Here is a 20,081-nt window from a genome sequence, read left to right as displayed (position 1 = left end):
ACGAATCTTAACACTTGAACTGGAAGGGTGGCTCAGCGCCGCAAGGACTGGCGCAGGCCAGCGATGAATTTGTCGATCTCCTCTTTGAGCGTCAGGTAATGGACGCAGACGCGCACCCCGGCTCGCGGAGCGGGAAGGGCGCGCACGAAGATGCCTTGGGCTTCGAGCACCTGGACGAGGTGGGCGGGCGCTGTACCGGTGGAGAAGGTAAGAATGCCAGTTTCGGGGGGATCGGACTGGTGGCGGACAAGGGCGGTGCTCGATTGCAGATGACCGAGTTGCTCCCACAGGTAGATAGCGAGGGAACGGATGCGCTGATAGCGCTCGTGGGCAGTGCCCCACTGGTTGTGCAGGGCGAGGGCACTACTTAAAGCAGCGATGAGGGGCCAGGCGGAGGTGGCGATCTCGTAGCGGCGGGCATCGGGCCAGCAGGCGGTATCCGGCCAGTCAGGGGGCAGGGCGCGCCAGCTCGAAAAGGTCGGCTGCAGATCCCCCATCGCCTCGGGACGGACGTAGAGCCCGCCCACTCCCTCCGGCCCACACCACCACTTGTGGCCGGTAAAAGCGTAATAATCGACGCCCAGATCCGGCAGATCGAGAGGCAGCATCCCGACCGACTGGGCCGCATCCACCAGCAAACGCACCGGCGGCCCCTCTGTCGGATGGGCGCGGCAGGCAGCGGCGATGGCCTTGAGCGGAGCGATGCCGCCCGTGCTCCAGAAGATGTGGCTCAGAACCACCAGGCGCGTGCGCGGGCGCAGGTGCTCTGCGACCAAAGGGGCGGCCTCCGCCTCGCTCCCCCCGGCCAGCGGACAGGCGGAGACTTCGATGCCGAAGCGGCGGCGCAGCCCCTCGATAGCGGCCAGTACCCCCGGATACTCGCAGTCGGATAGGAGCAGATGATCCCCCGGCTGCCAGTCGATGCCCCAGAGCACGATGTTGCAGCCAAGGGAGACGTTCTCGGTGAGGGCGATCGTCTCCGGCTGTGTTCCCAGTTCCTGGGCGATGGCGATGCGCAGCCGGCCCATCTGTTGCTGCATCCAGCCCAGGCCGCTGTTAGAAAAAGGCCCGCGCCGCTGGATCTCAGCGTAGGCACCGGCAATTGCAGCGATCGCCGGTTGGGGCAGCGGTCCCTGGCCACCAAAGTTGAGATAGACCTTGTTCTGGAGAGCTGCAAATAGCTCCCGGTGGGCGCTCAAGCGCTCGGGAGTTGCAGGTCCGGTGGCATCCCGCTTTGAAGCCTCACTGCGCAGCAGCTGTGCCAGCAGTTGCCGCTTTTTTTCGAGTCCCGGATCGTCCTCAGCCATCGGGGGCCACTCCCTCATCAGGTATGTTCACAGGTTGCCACCGCCAGCAGCACAGCCGCCAGCCCTCTCCCTCGGCCACCAGCGCCGCCGCGAAACCGGGCAGCGGCGGCAGCGGCACACTGGACCAGCCGGCTGCGATCTCCCCCGCTTCTATTTGCTGCAATTTTTCCAGCCCTGCCAGCCCCTCGCCGGTCGCCTTGAGGTACGCCTCCTTAAAAGTCCAGAGTTCAAGAAATTTTCGGGAGCGCAACGGGGGAGACAGAGAACATATTTCGTGATACTCTTTTTGAGTAAAGTATTGTCTTGCCATCGCTTCGAGGTCGATCATCTCGCGCTCGGCTTCGAGATCGACGCCGACGCGCCCCTTCCAGCGCACAGCGCACAGGGCCAGATCCTCGGAGTGGGACAGGTTGAACTGTAAGTCGCCGGTACCTGCAGGCCCAACCAGTTCGGGCTTGCCGTGGGCCGTATAAGTGAAGTGCAGGGCTGCCGGCGGACAACCCAGGTAGCTCGCGAGGATCTCCCGCAGCCGACCACGCCCGGCAATGAACCGGTTTGTCAGGACGGCCCTGACAAACCGGGCAGCCCGTTGCCGCTCGTCCTCGGCGAGCAGCAACGCCAGGCGCGCTATCTCTGTCTCAGGAAGATCGAGGCTGACCAACCACAGGTGAACCTCGCTCTGGGAGAGGATCACAGGCAATAATCGTGCAGGCCAGGGGCCGGTAGACGTGGCGCTCATCGTCGGCAAAAGACGGCAAAAATGATCCCGAGGACCGGTTGCAGCAGACAATTTTTGGCAGTGATCGAATACAAACAGAAAATAATCTAGTATTTCTGGATCTCAGGTGAGCGCGGACTGCAAGCGGTGCCCAAAATGCATAAGGTCCACGGAGCCATCCTACCTGAGTATATAGCTCCCAGCCGTGCCCCAGCCGTATGTGGCATAGAACACATCCTGCCGAAAATGGCTCTGGCACCCTTACAATAAGCTCTGTCGGCTTAGAGGACCGCGATCGCGGGCTGGGTTCGAGGGTGCCGACATCGGGGTTTGCATGGGGTTAAGTCTGTCCGATACCGGAGCGTTCCGCTTACCGGCAGTTTTTGCCTGCGGGGATTAGAAATCAAAAGCGCGAGAAATGACGGCTGAACTTCTTTACTTAAAGCAAAACGTCCTGGTGGAGCCCCTGGTGGGCCAGTGGTATGCCTGGCCTTATCTAATCGCACCGGCGACGGCTGCTCTTTACGTCGCGAACGCACATCTTAAAATCATGCGCTCCTTCGTCGCTGCTCCCCAGGTCCACGTCGCCGCCGTGCGCAATCCGGCTCTACTGGGTGGTCCCTACGTCAACTACGGCGCGGAGCGGCTGGCGGAGATCGAACAGTTGATCGTCCAGACGCTCGAAGAACAGACAGTACTGCTGGAACTGGCAGCGGCGATTGCCGAGCTGGAGGCGCTACTAAGGGAGCGGGCGGACGGTCACAGCCTGGAGAGCCTTTATAGCCACATTCCAGCACCGCTGAAAGGCTATGTCGAGCTTGTCTACGATCTGGGCAACCAGCCGACCTTTCGGCTCATCGAAGGGCTGTTATACACCAGTGGCTTCTATCAGCCGGGCCAACAGAGTTTTTTACTGTCCCTCATCGAGCAGGACCAGCGCCCATTTGTGTTGAATACACCGCGCCTGCCGGATGGCGAGCATCTGCACCTGAAGCTGCCCTTTGCCCATCCGGCAGTAGATGCGTTGTTTCAGATGCGAACCCTACCCCAGCCGCTGGAGGAGACCGCCGAGAAACTGGGCCTCGATGAAGCGGAGCTGCCCCTGTTTGCTTCTTTCTTGACAAGCGAGCCACCGCCAGAACCAGAGGCGTATAGCGGCCCCGGCCTTCGCATCCGCTATTTTGGCCACGCCTGCCTGCTCGTCGAATCGCAGGAGGTGGCTATCCTCGTCGATCCGCTCATCAGTTATCGCTACGACAGTGCCCTGCCGCGCTATACCTACGCGGACCTGCCCCCGTGGATCGATTACGTCCTGATTACCCACAATCACCAGGACCACTGCATTCTCGAAACCCTGCTGCAGTTGCGCCACAAGATCCGGCAACTCGTCGTACCGAGAAGCAGCGGCGGCAATCTGGCAGATCCTTCTTTGAAGCTGATTTTGCAGCACAGTGGCTTCGATAGGGTGATGGAACTGGATGAGATGGAGGCGATCAAGATCCCAGAAGGAACGATCACGGGCCTGCCGTTTTTTGGTGAACACGCCGATTTGAATATCCGCACCAAGCTCGCCTATCACCTGAATATTCAGGGCCGCTCACTTCTTTGCGCTGCCGACTCCAACAACCTCGAACCCCAACTGTACGAGCACGTTCATGCTCTCACCGGAGACCTCGACGCGCTTTTTGTCGGCATGGAATGTGACGGTGCGCCCTTAAGCTGGCTGTACGGAGCACTGCTGACCAGGCCGCTCGCCCGCAAGATGGATCAATCGCGTCGCCTGAACGGATCGGACTTTGAAAAAGCCCTCGCTATCGTCGAAAAATTTCGGCCCAGGGCTGCCTACGTTTATGCGATGGGCCAGGAACCCTGGCTCACTCATCTCACTTCCATTCAGTACACGGAGCGCTCTCGACCCATCGTCGAATCTGAAAAGTTGCTGACAGGTTGCCGGGAGCAAAACATCGCTGCAGAGAGACTTTTTGGCTGCAAGGAGATTTTTATGTAGATCATTGTTGGGAAATTTTATCCTGTCTAGCATCAATTTATTTCCCTTTTTGCAATCGAATAAAGGCTATGGACGGCGATGGTTATCGTCTGCCTGTTTTTGTATTTGACTCACATTCGAGACGAATTTTTACAAGAAATTATTGACTTGTTTTGATCAGTTGCGATATACTCTAACCTGTCCCCCAAATGTAGGATTGAGCAATTTATTTGTGTTTCCTTGGGGGACGTTTTCCGTCTGAGGTATTCACAATGTCCGGGTCTATCCAAAGAAGAAATCTGATTAAGACTGCTTCCCTTGGTTTAGGGGCACTGGGTGCGGCGGTGGTTACCGAGCGGCCAGTCTACGCCAGACAACCTACTTTGTTGTACGATGTCAGCGGCAACGGCACGACCATCGGTCTTTCCGGCCCCCTCGATCCTTCCGGTCAACCCACCAACGGTACCGCCTTCGTCATCGAGGGCTTCCTCTACAAGCCCGGTACGCTCACGCCCGGAGCAGGGGATGGCGTTCTTCCCGATGGACAACCCCAGTACCCTGACGCCCTGGTTGGTGTCTGGTTCTGCAGCGGCTGGTTCGTTAGAAAAGCACTGGCAGAGGTAAACGGCCCGGTTGCCTTTACTACCCAACTCTTCGATACGATTCCTGGGACGCCCGGTGCTCAGGTGTTGTTGACCTCTGCCTACGAGCAGTCGTCGGCGTCGTACCTGCGCTCGATCATCGGCGGCACCGGCAAATACGCCAAGATCCGTGGCCAGGTGACCCAGTTCAGCTACGGTCCAAACACCTCCGGCGGTTTTAACTATCAGGAAGCCTTCGAGTTGTATTATCTCTAAGTTTGTCGAACATAGATGCACCTTTGTTTCCCCCAGATCCAGATGGGACGGATCAGCTCTGTTTTGTATCCAGGGTGCCTGAGAGAGCATAAATTTCCTGGATCATGCCTATGTTGTTCGTAGTGAACAACTAAAGCACTCGCTTCGATTTATGCCTGGTTTTCAGCACAGATTGCTGCCCAAACGGTGATCTGTGCTGTTCTCCAGCAGCGACCGAAGTGCAACTGATTCCTGAATGAAGCTGTGGATGGTTTGAGTGAGTTACAGGGAAATGACCGACTCCAGTTCGATGCTGGAGGATCGAAAATGGCACCGGCACAACGGGCAACTCACGTTGCCTGAGCGGGTGGAGGCCGTTCTCCAGAGCCTGCCCACCGTCGTCGATTGTGTCGTCGTCGCCCAGCAAACTGAGCTGATTGTCTATGTTGTTCCTCTGGAAATTCTCATTCCAGGGGAATTGGACCACCAGCTTCGTAGCCGCATGGCCGAGCCGTTGCCAGCAGTGCAGTACGTGGCCGTCTCCGCCCTGCCCCTCGGCGAGGATGGCCGGATCGATCGGCTTGCCCTGCAGCGCCTCACTGTCCTCGACAGCGATCTGGCCCGGCGCTGGGAGCACCATCTGCGGTCGCTGGAGGGCATCGACGATGCAGCGGTCTTGCGCCAATCTCGCCCACAAAAGCTACCGCCGCTTCACCTGGCAGACCTGCTGCCGCAGTGGAGTGCGAGTTCCCCGGAGACTGACCACCTTCCGCTCCCAGCACCTGCCATCCATGCATCCACCCCTGCCCATCTTCTGTCGGCCCCAGCCTTCGCCGACGGCGGCACGCTACCCAAACCCGACGACGGCTCGTTTCCCTCTACTCTCGTTGAACTGCTGCCCTGGGCCGCTGCTCACTTTCCCGACCACGGCTTCACCTTCCTGCTTGCCGACAAGAGCGAACGCCACCAGACCTATCCCCAACTGCTTGTCCACGCCCGCTGTATCCTCACTGCCCTGCGTTCCCGTTCCATCACTCCTCACACTCCCGTCCTGTTGCTGCTAGATCAGCCGGAACAGCTCGTTCCGGCCTTCTGGGGCTGTGTGCTGGGCGGCTTCGTGCCCCTCATCGTCTCCGTTCCACCCTCCTTCGAGCAGGCCAACAGCCAGCTCGACAAACTCCTGCATCTCACTTCGTTTCTTTCTCAGCCACCAATTATCTGCAACCGCGCCTCCGAAACTGTTCTCAAACGGTCTCTACCAGGAAGCAGCGTGCTTGTCTTCGAGCAATTGGATGATCATCCGCCTGCTGACACCTTCTTCCTGCCCAGCCCGGAGACGGTGGCACTTCTCAATCTCACCTCCGGCTCCACCGGTACCCCCAAGTGCATCCCCCTCACCCATCGCAACCTGCTCGCCCGCGCCCGTGGTGCAAACCTGCTGTGTGAGCATTCCTCAGAAGACATTCTCCTTAACTGGCTTCCTTTCGAGCACATCGGCTCCATCAGCGACTGGCACATCCGGGGGATCGTCGCTGGTTGTCGGATGGTCTACTTGCAAAAAGAAACCGTCCTCGCCGCGCCCTTATCCTGGCTGGATCTCATCGATCGTTACCAAATTAGCCATAGCTGGGCACCGAACTTTGCCTACGGCCTGGTCAATCAAGCCCTCCGACAACACTCTTCCCGCTCCTGGAACCTCCGTTCCCTGAAGATGCTGCTCAGTGCGGGCGAAACTGTCGCTGCTTCCACCGTCGAGGAGTTCTACAGCCATCTGCATTGCTGCGGACTGGCAAGGACAGTGCTCAGACCCGCTTTCGGCATGGCGGAAGTCGCCTCCGGCATCACCTACTTCCAGCCCACACAAGACACACCGCTTACTGTTCACAGACTGGACAAAGCGGCTCTCGACAATGGCCTGGCAGTCATTCCAGAAACAGGACACACCAGCACGATCGAGCTTATCGATCTGGGAAGACCGATTGCTGGAATGCAACTGCGCGTCGTCGATGAACACAACCACTTACTTACACAAAGGCAGGTAGGCCGACTGCAACTGCGGGGCGAAGCCGTCTTCTCCGGCTACTTGCAAAACCCCCAAGCCACAGCAGCCGTACTTCTGAGTGATGGCTGGTTCGACACAGGCGACCTTGCCTTTCTCGACAACGGCCATCTGGTGCTGGTGGGACGGCACAAAGAAACGATCATCCTCAACGGAGCAAACTACTACAGCCACGACATCGAGCAACTTGTCGAATCAGTAGAAGGAGTGGAAGCCTCTTTCACCGCTGCCTGTGCTGTCCGAGCGGAAGGCAACGCTACTGAGAAACTGGCCATTTTCCTTGTCGCCAAAGCAGGCATCGAACCAGCGGAATTGCTCGCCTCTGTTCGTCAGCAGGTGGTGCAGAAGCTGGGGGTGGAAGTGGAGCATCTGTTGCTTGTGGAGAAAGGCGATATTCCCAAGACGAGCATCGGCAAGATTCAAAGGCGGCAGTTGCAGAAGCGGATGGAGGCAGGGGAGTTCCTGTCACTGCAGAAGCGGATGGATGTGCTGCAGAACAACCAGAGAACCATCGGTGACTGGTTCTATAGCAAGCAGTGGCGGCAGCGGGTGCTGGAGGTTTCAGACAAGGAACCAAAAGGGGCGGTGCTGGTGTTTGTGGACGATTCAGGACTGGGAAGCATCCTGAAACCGCATCTGGAAGAGTGTGTGCAGGTAGAAGCAGGCGAAGGTTTCCAGAAGTTAGGGAAGGGGCATTATCGTCTGAATCCGACTTCCGTGGAGCAGTACGGGCAGTTACTGGGGAGCGTGGAATCGGAAGGACTGCACCTCCGCCACATCCTGCACCTGTGGGGCTGTCGGCCCTATCGTCAGCCGCAATCCGCCTCAGATCTGCTGCGTGCTCAGGAAACAGGATTGCAGAGTGTGCTTGCCCTGGTGCAGGCGCTCGCGGCAATGCACGACGGTTATACAGAACTGGCGCTCAGGGTCGTCACCAATCATCTCCAGGCGGTGCTGCCGGGCGATCCGATCGACTGTGCGGGAAGCACGGTTCTCGGTTTGTTGCGCAGTCTCGATCAGGAGCTTCCCTGGTTGGACTGCCGCCACATCGATTTGCCCGTGGAAGAAGGCGAGCACTGTCGGGATGCGTTGCTGGCGGAACTGGTGAGTGGCCGGGGTGAACGGGAAGTGGCCTATCGCCAGGGCAGGCGCTGGGTAGCCCGGTTGCAGAAAGTAGATATGGTGGCGCAGGTGAAGCAGCCCGTTCCCTTCCAAAAGGGCGGATTCTACCTGCTCACCGGTGGCCTGAGTGGCATCGGGCGGTCGGTGGCAAAGCAGTTGCTGAGCCAGTACCAGGCCCGCCTGCTATTTGTCCAGCCAACGATCGAGAAAGAACAGCGAGAAGCACTGGCTGCCCTGATGGATTCTGGCGCGGAAGTGATCGCAAGGGAAATAGACCTGACGAACCTGTGCGGTTTGCAAGAAGCCGTAGAGGGCGCAAAGCAGCGCTGGGGCAGGCATCTTGACGGTGTATTGCACCTGGAGCAGCCGTATCGAGAAAGTCTGGTGGTGGAAGAAACCCCGGAGCAGCTTGCCCGGTTTCTCTATCCCCAGTTGCAGACGAGCTGGACGCTGCACCAGCTACTAGCCGGGCAGCCCGTTCCCGGATTCTTTTTGCGCATCGCCCATGCGAGCGGCGAGTTGGGCGGGATCGTGGCTGCCGGTTTCGCCGCCGCCCAAAGTTTTGCCAGTGCCTTTGTTCAGTACCAGCGGCAGGCAGGCTTGCAGAATAGCTACTGCTTCAGCTTCGGCTTCTGGGAAGATTTTGAGCCGGGACGCGATTATCCCTGGCGGCCCCTCGCGGCGGCGCGGGGCTACCGCTTTCTTTCGCGGCGCGAGGGCTGGCATTCGCTGCTTGCCGCCCTTGCCCAGGGGACGCCCTCTCTCGTTGCAGGCATCGATGGGCGCAGTCCTGCCGTGCGCCCGTACTGCCTGGACGACCTGCATCCACTCGAACAGCTCACCGCTTATTACAGCGGCGAAACGATTCTGCCCTCCACTCTCCAGGCCATCCCGGATCGCTTCGGCAGGGCCAGCAGCTGTAACTGTATGCGAGTGAAGGCAATTCCTCGCCAACTGAACGGTCAGGTAGAGGAGCAGGCGCTCATTGCACAACAGTCCCACAGCAGGCGGGAATCCGTGACCCAGGCCGCTCCCCAGGAACAGGTGGCACGGACGATCGCCGCTGTCTGGCAGCAGGTACTGCAGGTGGACCGGGTGGGGCTCGACGACAGCTTCTTTGATCTAGGTGGGCATTCGATCCTGCTCGTGCAGGTGCAGCAGCAGTTGCAGCAGGTGCTGGGCCGGCAAATCGCTCTCCTGGATCTATTCACCTACCCGACGGTCGGAACCCTCGCCCAGTTTCTCAAGCAGGGAGAAGCCGCTCAAAGCCCGCTCCGCCAGGAAGAACAGCACCCAGAGGTGCGGCAACTGGCCATCTACCGGCAGCGGCAACTGCGCCGCCAGCACCGGCAATCCCGGCAAGGACAGGTCCGATGAACGAGCTGCACTACGACGACACGAACGCCATCGCTATCGTCGGTATGGCGGGCCGCTTTCCGGGAGCGGCGGATCTGGAGCGCTTCTGGCAGAACCTGAAAGCGGGTGTCGAGTCCATTCACTTCATGGACGATGCAGAACTGCGGCAGGCCGGGGTGAGCGAGGAGCGCCTGAAAGACCCGCACTACGTCAAGGCCGCTCCCCTGCTGGACGATATCGAGCGGTTCGATGCCAGCTTTTTTGGCTACTCCCCCGGCGAAGCTATCGCCCTCGATCCGCAGCAGCGGCTCTTTCTCGAATGCGCCTGGGAAGCCCTGGAGCAGGCGGGCTACAACCCGGAGAACTATCCGGGAGCGGTTGGCCTCTACGGTGGCATCGGCATCAACACCTACATGCTCTACAGCCGCCACTACCCGGATCTGAGCGGCGATTTTCTCACCTCACTGGCGGGCTGCTCGCCGGATTTTCTCGCCACCCGCGTCTCCTACAAGCTCAACTTAAAAGGCCCGAGCGTCACCGTCCAGACCGCCTGCTCGACGGCCCTGGTAGCCGTCCACATGGCCTGCCAGAGTTTGCTCTCGGGCGAAAGTGACATGGCCCTGGCAGGAGCTGTCTCCCTCTGGATTTTGCCCAAGAGCGGCTACACCTACCAGGAGGGGGGCATCGTCTCCCCGGACGGCCACTGCCGCGCCTTCGACGCCGAGGCATCGGGCACGCTCTTTGGCAACGGCGTCGGCCTGGTCGTCCTCAAGCGGCTGGAAGAAGCGCTCACCGACGGCGACCACATCCACGCCGTCATCCGCGCCTCGGCGATCAACAACGACGGCGGCGGCAAGGTGGGCTACACGGCCACCAGCGTCGAGGGCCAGGCCCAGGTGATCGGCGAAGCGCTGGCCCTCTCCGGCGTGGACCCGGAAACGATCGGCTACGTCGAAGCCCACGGCACCGGTACCGCCCTGGGCGATCCGATCGAAGTGGCCGGGCTCACCAGAGCCTTTCGCGCCGGTACGACCCGCCGGGGATACTGCGCCCTGGGCTCGGTCAAGACCAACATCGGCCACATGGGCGTCGCCTCCGGCATCGCCGGATTGCTCAAGGCCGTCTTGAGCGTCGAAGCGGGAATCGTACCGCCCAGCCTGCACTTTCAGAACCCCAACCCGCAGATCGACTTTGCGGCCAGTCCTTTCTTCGTCAACACCGAGGCGCGGCCCTGGCCGGTGACGGGTACCCCCCGGCGGGCAGGCGTGAGTTCCCTGGGCATCGGCGGCACCAACGCCCACGCCATTCTCGAAGAGGCACCGGCACCGCTTCCCACTTCCCCGGCGCGCAACGGACAGTTGCTGGTGCTCTCGGCCCGCAGCCCGGCAGCCCTGGACCGCGCCCGCGCCGCCCTGGCAGCGTATCTGGAAACCCATCCGAACGCAGACCTGGCGGATATGTCCTACACCCTGCAGGTGGGCCGCAAAGCCTTCGACTACCGCTGGGCCGGGGTGGTCCAGGATCACGGGCAGGCGCGCTCACAGTTGCAGGAGGCGATCGAAGCGCGCCGCGCTGCGGTCCGCCCGGTGAGTTTTCTTTTTTCTGGCCAGGGAGCCCAGCACCTGCAGATGGCGGCGGGGCTGTATCGGGACGAACCGGTTTTTCGCGACCTTATCGACCAGCAGGCGGCGCTGCTCAAGCCCTGGCTGGGCCTCGATTTGCGTCAGCTTCTCTATCCCCTGCCGGGTCAGGAGGATGCTGCCAGAACACGCCTTACCCAGACCCGCTTTGCCCAACCGGCCCTCTTTGCCGTCGAGTACGCCCTGGCCCGCCTCTGGCAGGGGTGGGGCATCGAACCTGTGGCATTGCTGGGTCACAGCCTGGGCGAGTACGTCGCCGCCTGTGTGGCGGGGATCTTTTCGCTCACCGACGCCCTGGCCCTGGTGGCTGTCCGTGGCCGGTTGATGCAGCAGTTGCCGCCGGGCCGGATGCTGGCGATTCGCCTGCCGCTCACCGAAATCGAAGCATTGCTGGACGATGAACTTGCCCTGGCGGCCCACAACGGTCCCCTGCGGGCGGTGGTCTCGGGTTCGCCCGAGCGGATCGAAAAGTTGCAGGCAGATCTGGTGGCGCGGGGCGTCGAATGCCGCCTGCTCCATACTTCCCACGCCTTTCACTCCCAGGCGGTAGTCGGGGTTGTGGAGCTGTTTCGCCAGCAACTGCGCACCGTCGTCCTCAAGCCGCCCCAGATCCCGCTCCTCTCTAACCTCACCGGCACCTGGCTCACGGCGGCGGAAGCCACCGACCCGGAGTACTGGATTTGCCACCTGCGCCAGCCGGTCCGCTTCGCCGAAGGACTCGCCCACCTGAGCGAGTTGCCGGAAAACATTCTGCTGGAGGTCGGCCCCGGCAGCACCCTCGCTACTCTTGCCCAGGAACATCCGGCCCTCGCCGACCATTCGATCCTCTCCTCGCTGCCCCATCCGCGCTCCGAAGAAAACGACCGCCTCCACCTGCTAACCAGTCTGGGACAGCTCTGGCGGGCGGGGGTGAGCATCGACTGGCAGCATTTCTACGGGCAGGAGCGGCGGCACCGCCTGGCCCTTCCGACCTATCCCTTCGAGCGGCAGCGCTACTGGCTCGAACCCCTTGCCCCGCCCGTTCCAACAGAAACAGCCCTCCATCCGCTCATCGAGCGCCGCCAGCATTCACCCAGACAAACGGGAGAGCAGTTCGTCGCCCGGCTCAGCACCGCCTGGCTGCCTTACCTCGCGGATCACCGTGTCCACGAACTGACGATTCTGCCTGGGGCAGCGTTTCTGGAAGCGGCAACGGCGGCGGCCCGGCTCAGCTTTCCTGACCAGGCGGTGCAACTGGAGGCGGTTGCGATCGAGGAGCCGCTGGTCCTGAGTGAGAGTGAGACTCGCGACTTTCACCTGCTCCTGGAGCGCCGGGAAGCGAGGATGACGGACTTCGAGATCCACAGCCGCGAAGAAGGAGCCAGTTCGGATCTGCCCTGGATTCGCCACGCGAGCGGCACGATTCGATCTGGGCTGTTTCTTAAAAAAGAACCGCTCCGACCACCTGCCCCGATTCGCGAAGGTTTGCCGGAGGTAGAAGTTCAAGCGTTCTACCGCGCCCTCACGGCAAAAGGACTGGCCCACGGCCCCGCTTTTCAAGGGATCGTCCGGCTCTGGCGCAGCGCGGACGAGGCGCTTGCCCAACTGCAACTGCCCGCAAGCCTGTCCGCTACCGGAAACTACGCCATCCACCCGGCCCTACTCGACAGCTTTTTGCAGGTTTCCCTCGCCACTTTGCCTGAGAGTGACACAGATATCTACCTGCCCCTCGCCTTCGAGCAGGTGCGGCTCATCGGTCCCCTTCCAGCCAGCCTCTGGGCTCACGCCCGCCGCCGGGCAGGAGCGGACGACGGCGAGACGTTCCTCATCGACCTCGATCTGTTGGGCGAAGAAGGGGAGGTAGCGGCGCAAGTACGGGGACTGCTTGCCAAGCGGGCTCCCCTCGCCGCCCTCGGTCAGGGCCAGTCCCAGTGGCGGAACTGGCTTTATGGCATCGAGTGGCAACCGCAGCCCCTCCCACAAGAGAATACGATCCAGCCCGGCGGCGACTGGCTGGTCGTCGCAGCGGGTACGAGCGGTGCGGCGATTGTGGATGCGCTGGAGCAACGGGGACAGACAGCTACGTTGCTTCTGCCGAATGCACCGGATCTGGCCCGTCAGATTGCCGGACGGACGGGCATTCTCTACCTGGCATCCGACACGAAAGATGAGCTGGAATCGGCCTGGCAACAAAATTGCGCGCCGCTGCTGCCCCTGGTGCGCGGATGCGTCCAGATCGCCGGTAGCGATGTGCCCCCGCGCCTCTATCTGGTGACGCAGGGTGCCCAGGTTATCGAGTCACAGGAAAACCCAGTTCTGGAACATATACCGCTCTGGGGATTGGGGCGGGTGATTGCCCAGGAGCATCCGGAACTCTGGGGCGGCCTCATCGACCTCGACCCCGCCTTCGATCCGGAAGCGGCAGCAACGGCCCTGGTAACGCAACTTTTCTCTCCAGACGACGAGGACCAGATTGCCCTGCGCGGGGACGCCCGCTACGTAGCCCGCCTCGTGCGCCAGAAAGTGGAAGGCGGGGAAAGTCTATCGGTGCGGGCGGATGGTACTTACTTGATCACAGGCGGCCTGGGAGCCCTCGGCCTGCAGGTTGCCCGCTATCTGGTCGAGCGGGGTGCCCGTCACCTGGTTCTCGTCGGACGCAATCCGCCCTCTGTGACAGCCCAGACAGTCCTGGACGAACTAACAGCGAGCGGTGCAACGGTATCCCCCGTGCAGGCAGACGTCTCCATCGCGGGCGAAGTCGAGCAGTTGCTGGCTGAAATTCGTCAGGAACATCCGCCCATCGTCGGCATCCTCCACGCCGCCGGGGTACTGGACGACGGGGTGATCGACAAGCTCGACTGGAGTCGCTTCGAGCGGGTGCTGGCAGCGAAGGCCGCCGGAGCCTGGCACCTGCACCGCCTCACCCAGGGCGATCCGCTGGAGCTGTTCGTGCTCTTCTCCTCGATCGCCTCGCTCCTGGGCTCCCCCGGCCAGGCCAACTACGCCGCCGCCAACGCTTTTCTCGACGGCCTGGCCCAGCACCGCCTTTCTCAGGCTCTGCCCGCCCTCAGCATCAACTGGGGACCGTGGGCCGAGGTGGGGATGGCCGCCCGTCTGGATGCCCAGCGCCACCCCTGGCTCAGTCAGGGACTGGAGACGATTCCGCCCGAGCAGGCGCTCGCCGCCCTCGCAGGGCTTACGGGCACTGGAACCGCCTCCCTCGCGGTGATGCCGGTGCGCTGGCAGGCTTTTCTCGCCCAGTTTCCCGCCGGTCATCTGCCGCCCCTGTTGAGAACGGTGAGTGCCGCTTCCTCGCCCGCTGCCGGGCCGGTGTTGAACCTGACGCAGCAACTGGAGCAGGCGCTGCCGGGGGAACGGCGCTCGCTGCTGGTGGCCCACCTGCGCGACCAGGCCGCCCGTGTCCTCGGGATAGCTGAGGGGGACAACCTCGACATCCGCCAGCCGCTGCATAGTCTCGGGCTCGATTCGCTGCTGGCCCTCAACCTCACCCGCCAGCTCGGGGCTGCCCTCGGGAGGAGCCTGAGTGCGACGCTGCTCTTCAACTACCCCACGGTCGAGGGGTTGGCTGCCCACCTGGCCGAGGAAGTACTCGGACTGGGTGAACCGGAAGCTTCTGCTGCCCCGGCTTCTGAGGACGGACTGGACAGGCTCGCAGCCCAGCTCCAGACGCTCTCGGAATCGGAGCTGGAGGCGCTGCTGTTAGAGAAGCTGGAGGGTCTTTAAGCGATGTCGAATGCTACCGACCGCTTCGCCCACCTGAGTCCCCTGCAGCGCGCCCTGCTCAAGCTCGAAGAATTGCAGGGCAAACTCACGGCGGCCAACCGTGCCCGCAACGAGCCGATCGCGGTGGTGGGCATCGGCTGCCGCTTTCCGGGCGGCGCTGATAGCCCTGAGAGTTACTGGGATCTCCTCAAAGAAGGCCGCGACGCGATTCGGGAAGTGCCCGAAGACCGCTGGGATGTGGAAGCTTTTTACGATCCGGAGCTTGCCTCGCCCTTCAAGATGAATACGCGCTGGGGCGGCTTCCTGGAGCAGGTGGATCGCTTCGATCCGGATTTTTTTGGCCTCTCGAAGCGGGAGGCTGCCGGGATGGACCCCCAGCAGCGATTGCTCTTGGAGGTGAGTTGGGAAGCGCTCGAACACGCCGGGATCGCCCCGGACAAGATCGCCGGTAGCCGCACCGGCGTCTTTATCGGTCTGATGACCTTCGACTTTTTCAAGCTCCTGAACGACCCGCCCGCGCGCGGCAGCACCGGTGTCGCCAACAGCATCGCCGCCAACCGCCTCTCGTACTTTTTCGACCTGCGCGGTCCGAGCATGGTCCTCGACACCGCCTGCTCCTCGTCCCTCGTCACCATCGACCTCGCCTGTCAGAGCCTGAGGAGCGGCAGTTCCCAGATCGCCCTCGCCGGAGGGGTGAACGTGATTCTCTCGCCGGATGCGACGATCTCCTCCTCCCAGGCCGGGATGATGTCGCCGGACGGGCGCTGCAAGAGTTTCGACGAGCGCGCCAACGGCTACGTGCGCGGCGAGGGCTGCGGCATCGTCGTCCTCAAGCGCTTGAGCGACGCGGTGGCGGACGGCGATCGGATCTGGGCGCTCATCCGGGGTTCCGCTGTAAATCAGGATGGGCGCACCAACGGCCTCACCGCCCCGAACGGCCTTTCTCAGCAGGCGGTGCTGCGGGCTGCCCTCGACAATGCCGGAGTAGAAGCAGCCCGCATCGGCTACGTCGAAGCCCACGGCACCGGCACGCCCCTGGGCGATCCGATCGAAGTCGAGGCGATCAAGCAGGTCTACGGCCAGAATCGACCGCTCGATTGGCCCTGTCTGCTGGGTTCCGCCAAGACCAACATCGGCCACCTCGAAAGCGCCGCCGGGATCGCCGCTCTCATCAAAGTCGTCCTCTGCCTGCACCACCGCCAGATCCCGCCGGTCGTCCACTTTCAGAATCTCAACCCCAACATCGTCCTGGAGGGGACTGCCTTCCGGATCGCCACCGCCCTCCAGCCTTGGCCTGGGGGGACGGACGGCCCCTTTGCCGGGGTCAGCTCCTTTGGCTTCGGCGGCACCAACGCCCACGTCGTCCTCGAAGCGGCCCCAGCACCGTCCATTGCAGTTCCCGAAGTCACCCGTCCGCTGCACCTGCTCACCCTGAGCGCCCGCAGCGCAAAAGCCCTCACCGTCCTCGCTTCCCGCCTCGCCGACTATCTGGAAAGAGAACCGGATCTAGATCTGGCGGATGTGGCCGCCACGCTTAACACGGGCCGCACCCACTTCGCCCATCGCCTCGCCCTCATCGCCGCTTCTCTGCCAGAAGCCCGTTTCCTACTCGCAACTTTCGCGGAGGGCAAGCAAGGGGCGGGGCTCGCGAGCGCCCGCACGGGCGACAGCCCGCCGAAATTCGCCTTTCTTTTTGCCGGACAGGGTTCGCAGTACGGCGGCATGACCCGCGAACTCTACCAGACCCAGCCCACCTTCCGCCGCGCCCTCGATCACTGCGCCCAGCTCACGGACGGCGTGCTGGAGCGCCCGCTTCTGGAAGTGATCTTTTCTGACAGCGGCGCGCTCGATCGCACCCTCTACACCCAACCGGCCCTTTTTGCCCTCGAATACGCCCTCGTCCAGCTCTGGCGCTCCTGGGGAGTGGAGCCCGACGCGGTGTTAGGCCACGGCCTGGGCGAGTACGTCGCCGCCTGCATTGCCGGGGTGTTCAGCGTCGAGGACGGTATGAAGCTGGTGCTGGGCCGGGCAAAGCTGATGGAGGCATTGCCGCCCGGCGAGGAGATAGCAGCGTCAGTGGATCTGGCCCGGTTGGCCGAAAGCATTCCCCACAGCGCTCCCCGGCTCGCGTTGCTCTCCAACGTCTCCGGCGATTTCTTCGCCCCCGGCAAAGGGCCGGACAGCCACTACTGGTGTACCCACCTCCGCCAGCCGGTGCGCTTCGACCAGCAGATCCAGGCGCTCGCAGAGCGGCAGTTCAGCCTTTTTCTCGAAATCGGTCCCAGCCACACCCTGAGCGAGAGGGGCCGCCGCTGTTTGCCGGAAGGCAGTGCCACCTGGCTCTCCTCGCTCAAAAAAGACACGAACGACTGGCAGGAGCTACTTTCTGCCCTCCAGGCGCTTTATCTGCAGGGTGTCGCCATCGACTGGCAGGGCTTCGAGCGGGACTATCCCCACCAGCGGCTGGCGCTGCCGACCTATCCCTTCGAGCGGCGGCGCTGCTGGCTAGAGCCGCACGAAATCAAATCTTACCGGGGAGGATAAGCAACCGTGCCCATCGGTATCGAAAAGATCAACCTCTACGCTGGACGCTTCGCCACGGACGCGGTGGAGCTTGCCCAGTTGCGCGGCAAAGATCCGGATTATGTCCGCGATCAGGTGATGGTCCAGACCCGTTCAGTGATTCCCGTCTACGAGGATGCGGTGACGCTGGCGGTGAACGCCGCCCGGCCCTTGCTCACAGGCATCGATCCCGCCGAAATCGAGCTGTTGGTCGTGGGCACCGAGTCGGCGGTCGATTTCAGCAAACCGGTCTCGACCTGGGTGCAGCGCTTTTTGGGCCTCGGGGCGAACTGCCGAAACTTTGAAGTCAAGCACGCCTGCTACAGCGGCACCGCCGCCCTCAAAACGGCACTTTTTTGGCTCACGGCGAACGTCCGGCCCGGCAAGAAGGCGCTGGTGGTGAGCACCGACTATTCGCGTATGGACGGCGAAGAAGGGTTCGACTTTATCGGCGGCGGCTGTGCAGTGGCAATGCTCGTGAGCGCCGATCCGCGAGTGCTGCTGATCGACCCGGCGGAAGCCGGGTACTGGACCGGGGAGATCGCCGACACCTTCCGGCCTACCAGCAGCGTCGAGCGGGCGGACAACCAGACCAGCCTCTACTCGTACCTCGACGCCCTCGAAGGGGCCTTCGAGCACTACGAGCACCTTGCCCCTTCCTTCGATTACCTGACGGGTTTCAAAAAACACATCTACCACGCCCCGTTTCCGGGCATGGTCCTCCAGGCGCACCGCACCCTCCTGGGCCGCTTCGGCATTGGAAAAGCTGCCGTCCGCGAGAGCTTCGAGGGCAAGGTGGCCGAAGGGCTCTACTTCGCGAGGCGGCTCGGCACCGCCTACGGCGCTTCTAACTTTGTTTCGCTCCTGGGCCTGCTTGCCAGTGCTCCGGATCTGGTAGCCGGAGACCGCCTTTCGCTCTTTGCCTACGGCTCCGGCTGCCAGGGCGAATTTTATAGCGCCCAGGTTGGACCGGAAGCCAGTTCCCTGGTGCGCGTCCTGGACCTCGACCGCCACCTGGATACGCGCTACCCGCTCAGCATCGCCCACTACGAGCAGATCGAGCGCGAGCGGCGGCGGGGGATCGACCAGCCCAACTTCCTCCCGGACCACCCTGGCCTGGAGCACCTCTACGACAAGCTCTACGCCGGACAGGGACTGCTGGTGCTGAAGGGCGTGTCCGACTACCACCGCACCTACGACTGGAGCTGAGGCGATGAATGAAGCGGTGCGCTACGAACTGACGGGCGGCATTGCCCGCATTGCCCTGGTAGAGGCGGGGGGCACCGTTCTCAACCGCGCTTCGCTCGTCTCGCTGAGCACGTTTCTGGAGCGCGCCGCCAGGGACAGCCGTTGCCGGGCCGTCGTCCTGGAGGCGGAACCGGGGGAAGAATTTTGCCGGGGGCTGGATCTTGATTGGCTGCTCACTGCCGAGGCGGACGCGCCGGAGCAGTTCCACGACTGCCTGACGAGCCTCGGCACCTGCTCGAAGCCGGTGATCGCCCGCATTGCAGGCCGGGTCGTAGGGGGCGGATTGGGCCTGGTGGCTGCCTGCGACATCGTGATCGCCGCAAGCGAAGCGAGCTTTCAACTGAGCGAAGTGATCGTGGGCATGATCCCGGCCCTCATCGCGCCTTTTTTGCTCACCCGCCTGAGTCCCGCCCGCCTGCGCGCCCTGGCCCTTGGAAGCCGCACCCTTACGGCCCCCGAAGCCTGGCAGTGGGGACTGGTGGACGAAGTGGCTCAGGATGACCTGGATACGGCCTGCTACCGGCAGATCGACCGGCTGCTGCGCTCTTCTCCGGACGCCCTCGCCGCCACCAAGCGCTACCTGCAAAAGCTCAGGGCACCGGCTGCCGCTGAGCTGGCCCTTGCCCGCACGGAACTGGCCGCCTGGCTGGCCGACCCGGAGCATCTAGAAGGCATCCGCGCCTTTGCCGAGGGGTTCGCCCCGCCCTGGTTCGCACGCCGGAGGCGCAGCCGTGTCTGATTTGCTTCGGATCAGCTGCCTCGAAGAGGGGATCTACCGGCTCCAGATGGACGACCCGGCAGCCCAGAACCGCCTCGGCCACGAACTGGCAGCCCAGTTGTGTACTGCCCTCGCGGATCTGGCCCAGGAACCGGCGCTCCGGGTGCTGCTCCTTGCTGGACGAGCGGACGTGTTCTCCGCCGGGGGCAGCCTGGAAGTCCTCGAACAGCTCGCCTCCCGCCAGATGGAGGAGCGCGAGCTATTTGCCCTGCCGGATCGGCTCTTGCACTTTCCAATGCCGGTGATTGCCGTCCTCGAAGGCCATGCCGTAGGCGGCGGCCTGGTGCTCGCCCTCTGCTGCGATCTGCTCGTGGCGGCGAGCGAATGCCGCTACGGCTTCAACTTCACCGAACTCGGTTTCACGCCGGGGATGGGCGCAACCACCCTGCTGCCGCTACTGGTCCCTTCCACCCTCGCCGCTGAAATGTTGCTCACCGCCCGGCTCTTTCGCGGCAGCGAACTGGCCGCCCGTGGCCTCTTCAACGCCGTCGTGCCGGCGGCTGCCGTTCCCGATGCGGCGCTGGACCTGGCACGGCGGATCGCCCTCAAGCCCCGGCATGTGCTGGAGCTATTGAAAGAAACCCTCGCCCTGCCCCGCCGCCAGGCGCTGCAGGAGGCGATGGTCCGCGAGCAGTGGATGCAGCGCCTCTGCTTTAACCATCCCGATACCCACCGCCACATTCAGGAGAATTACCTTCCCGCCTCCCCACCGGCGCAATAGCCAACCGTAGACCCTGGAGAAGAC

The 20,081-nt window shown here is 62.7% G+C and carries 10 protein-coding genes; 8 read left to right on the top strand and 2 right to left on the bottom strand.

What is annotated here, in order from left to right; translation table 11 throughout:
- Positions 1 to 32: 32 nt before the first annotated feature.
- Positions 33 to 1,307, bottom strand: a complete 1,275-nt coding sequence (locus GKIL_RS08915; RefSeq protein ID WP_023173205.1) for an aminotransferase class V-fold PLP-dependent enzyme — start codon at positions 1,305 to 1,307, stop codon at positions 33 to 35.
- Positions 1,300 to 2,046, bottom strand: coding sequence for a 4'-phosphopantetheinyl transferase family protein (locus GKIL_RS08910; protein ID WP_023173204.1), 747 nt, complete (start codon positions 2,044 to 2,046; stop codon positions 1,300 to 1,302). Before GKIL_RS08910 ends, GKIL_RS08915 begins: the two co-directional genes overlap by 8 nt.
- A gap of 397 nt (positions 2,047 to 2,443) precedes the next feature.
- Here GKIL_RS08910 and GKIL_RS08905 point away from each other — a divergent pair, with 397 nt between their 5' ends.
- The 8 genes from GKIL_RS08905 (at position 2,444) to GKIL_RS08870 (ending at position 20,057) form a co-directional block, all read left to right on the top strand.
- Positions 2,444 to 4,033 carry an MBL fold metallo-hydrolase gene (locus GKIL_RS08905; RefSeq protein WP_023173203.1) on the top strand — a complete coding sequence of 530 codons (1,590 nt, stop codon included), beginning with the start codon at positions 2,444 to 2,446 and terminating at the stop codon, positions 4,031 to 4,033.
- Between the two features lie 251 nt (positions 4,034 to 4,284).
- Positions 4,285 to 4,869: a hypothetical protein gene (locus tag GKIL_RS08900; protein WP_023173202.1), complete on the top strand. Its 585-nt coding sequence runs from the start codon at positions 4,285 to 4,287 to the stop codon at positions 4,867 to 4,869.
- A gap of 256 nt (positions 4,870 to 5,125) precedes the next feature.
- Entirely contained in the window at positions 5,126 to 9,406 is a 4,281-nt protein-coding gene (locus GKIL_RS08895; protein ID WP_144080364.1) for an SDR family NAD(P)-dependent oxidoreductase, read from the top strand.
- Positions 9,403 to 14,748 carry a type I polyketide synthase gene (locus tag GKIL_RS08890; RefSeq protein ID WP_023173200.1) on the top strand — a complete coding sequence of 1,782 codons (5,346 nt, stop codon included), beginning with the start codon at positions 9,403 to 9,405 and terminating at the stop codon, positions 14,746 to 14,748. The genes GKIL_RS08895 and GKIL_RS08890 overlap by 4 nt, the downstream gene beginning before the upstream one ends.
- A 3-nt stretch (positions 14,749 to 14,751) precedes the next feature.
- Positions 14,752 to 17,292: a type I polyketide synthase gene (locus tag GKIL_RS08885; protein ID WP_023173198.1), complete on the top strand. Its 2,541-nt coding sequence runs from the start codon at positions 14,752 to 14,754 to the stop codon at positions 17,290 to 17,292.
- 6 nt (positions 17,293 to 17,298) lie between these two features.
- A complete protein-coding gene (locus tag GKIL_RS08880; protein WP_023173197.1) occupies positions 17,299 to 18,519 on the top strand; it encodes a hydroxymethylglutaryl-CoA synthase family protein in 1,221 nt (406 codons plus the stop codon).
- Between the two features lie 4 nt (positions 18,520 to 18,523).
- Complete coding sequence (locus GKIL_RS08875) at positions 18,524 to 19,297, top strand: enoyl-CoA hydratase/isomerase family protein (protein ID WP_023173196.1); 774 nt, start codon at positions 18,524 to 18,526, stop codon at positions 19,295 to 19,297.
- Positions 19,290 to 20,057, top strand: coding sequence for a polyketide synthase (locus tag GKIL_RS08870; RefSeq protein WP_023173195.1), 768 nt, complete (start codon positions 19,290 to 19,292; stop codon positions 20,055 to 20,057). The genes GKIL_RS08875 and GKIL_RS08870 overlap by 8 nt, the downstream gene beginning before the upstream one ends.
- Positions 20,058 to 20,081: the final 24 nt, after the last annotated feature.

This window comes from Gloeobacter kilaueensis JS1 (genome assembly GCF_000484535.1).
Taxonomy (GTDB): domain Bacteria; phylum Cyanobacteriota; class Cyanobacteriia; order Gloeobacterales; family Gloeobacteraceae; genus Gloeobacter; species Gloeobacter kilaueensis.
This window is presented reverse-complemented; position numbering and strand designations above follow the sequence as displayed.

Coding starts and splice junctions, on each gene's coding strand:
- GKIL_RS08915 (WP_023173205.1), bottom strand. CDS start 1,307: ATGGCTGAGGACGATCCGGGACTCGAAAAAAAGCGGCAACTGCTGGCA.
- GKIL_RS08910 (WP_023173204.1), bottom strand. CDS start 2,046: ATGAGCGCCACGTCTACCGGCCCCTGGCCTGCACGATTATTGCCTGTG.
- GKIL_RS08905 (WP_023173203.1), top strand. CDS start 2,444: ATGACGGCTGAACTTCTTTACTTAAAGCAAAACGTCCTGGTGGAGCCC.
- GKIL_RS08900 (WP_023173202.1), top strand. CDS start 4,285: ATGTCCGGGTCTATCCAAAGAAGAAATCTGATTAAGACTGCTTCCCTT.
- GKIL_RS08890 (WP_023173200.1), top strand. CDS start 9,403: ATGAACGAGCTGCACTACGACGACACGAACGCCATCGCTATCGTCGGT.
- GKIL_RS08885 (WP_023173198.1), top strand. CDS start 14,752: ATGTCGAATGCTACCGACCGCTTCGCCCACCTGAGTCCCCTGCAGCGC.
- GKIL_RS08875 (WP_023173196.1), top strand. CDS start 18,524: ATGAATGAAGCGGTGCGCTACGAACTGACGGGCGGCATTGCCCGCATT.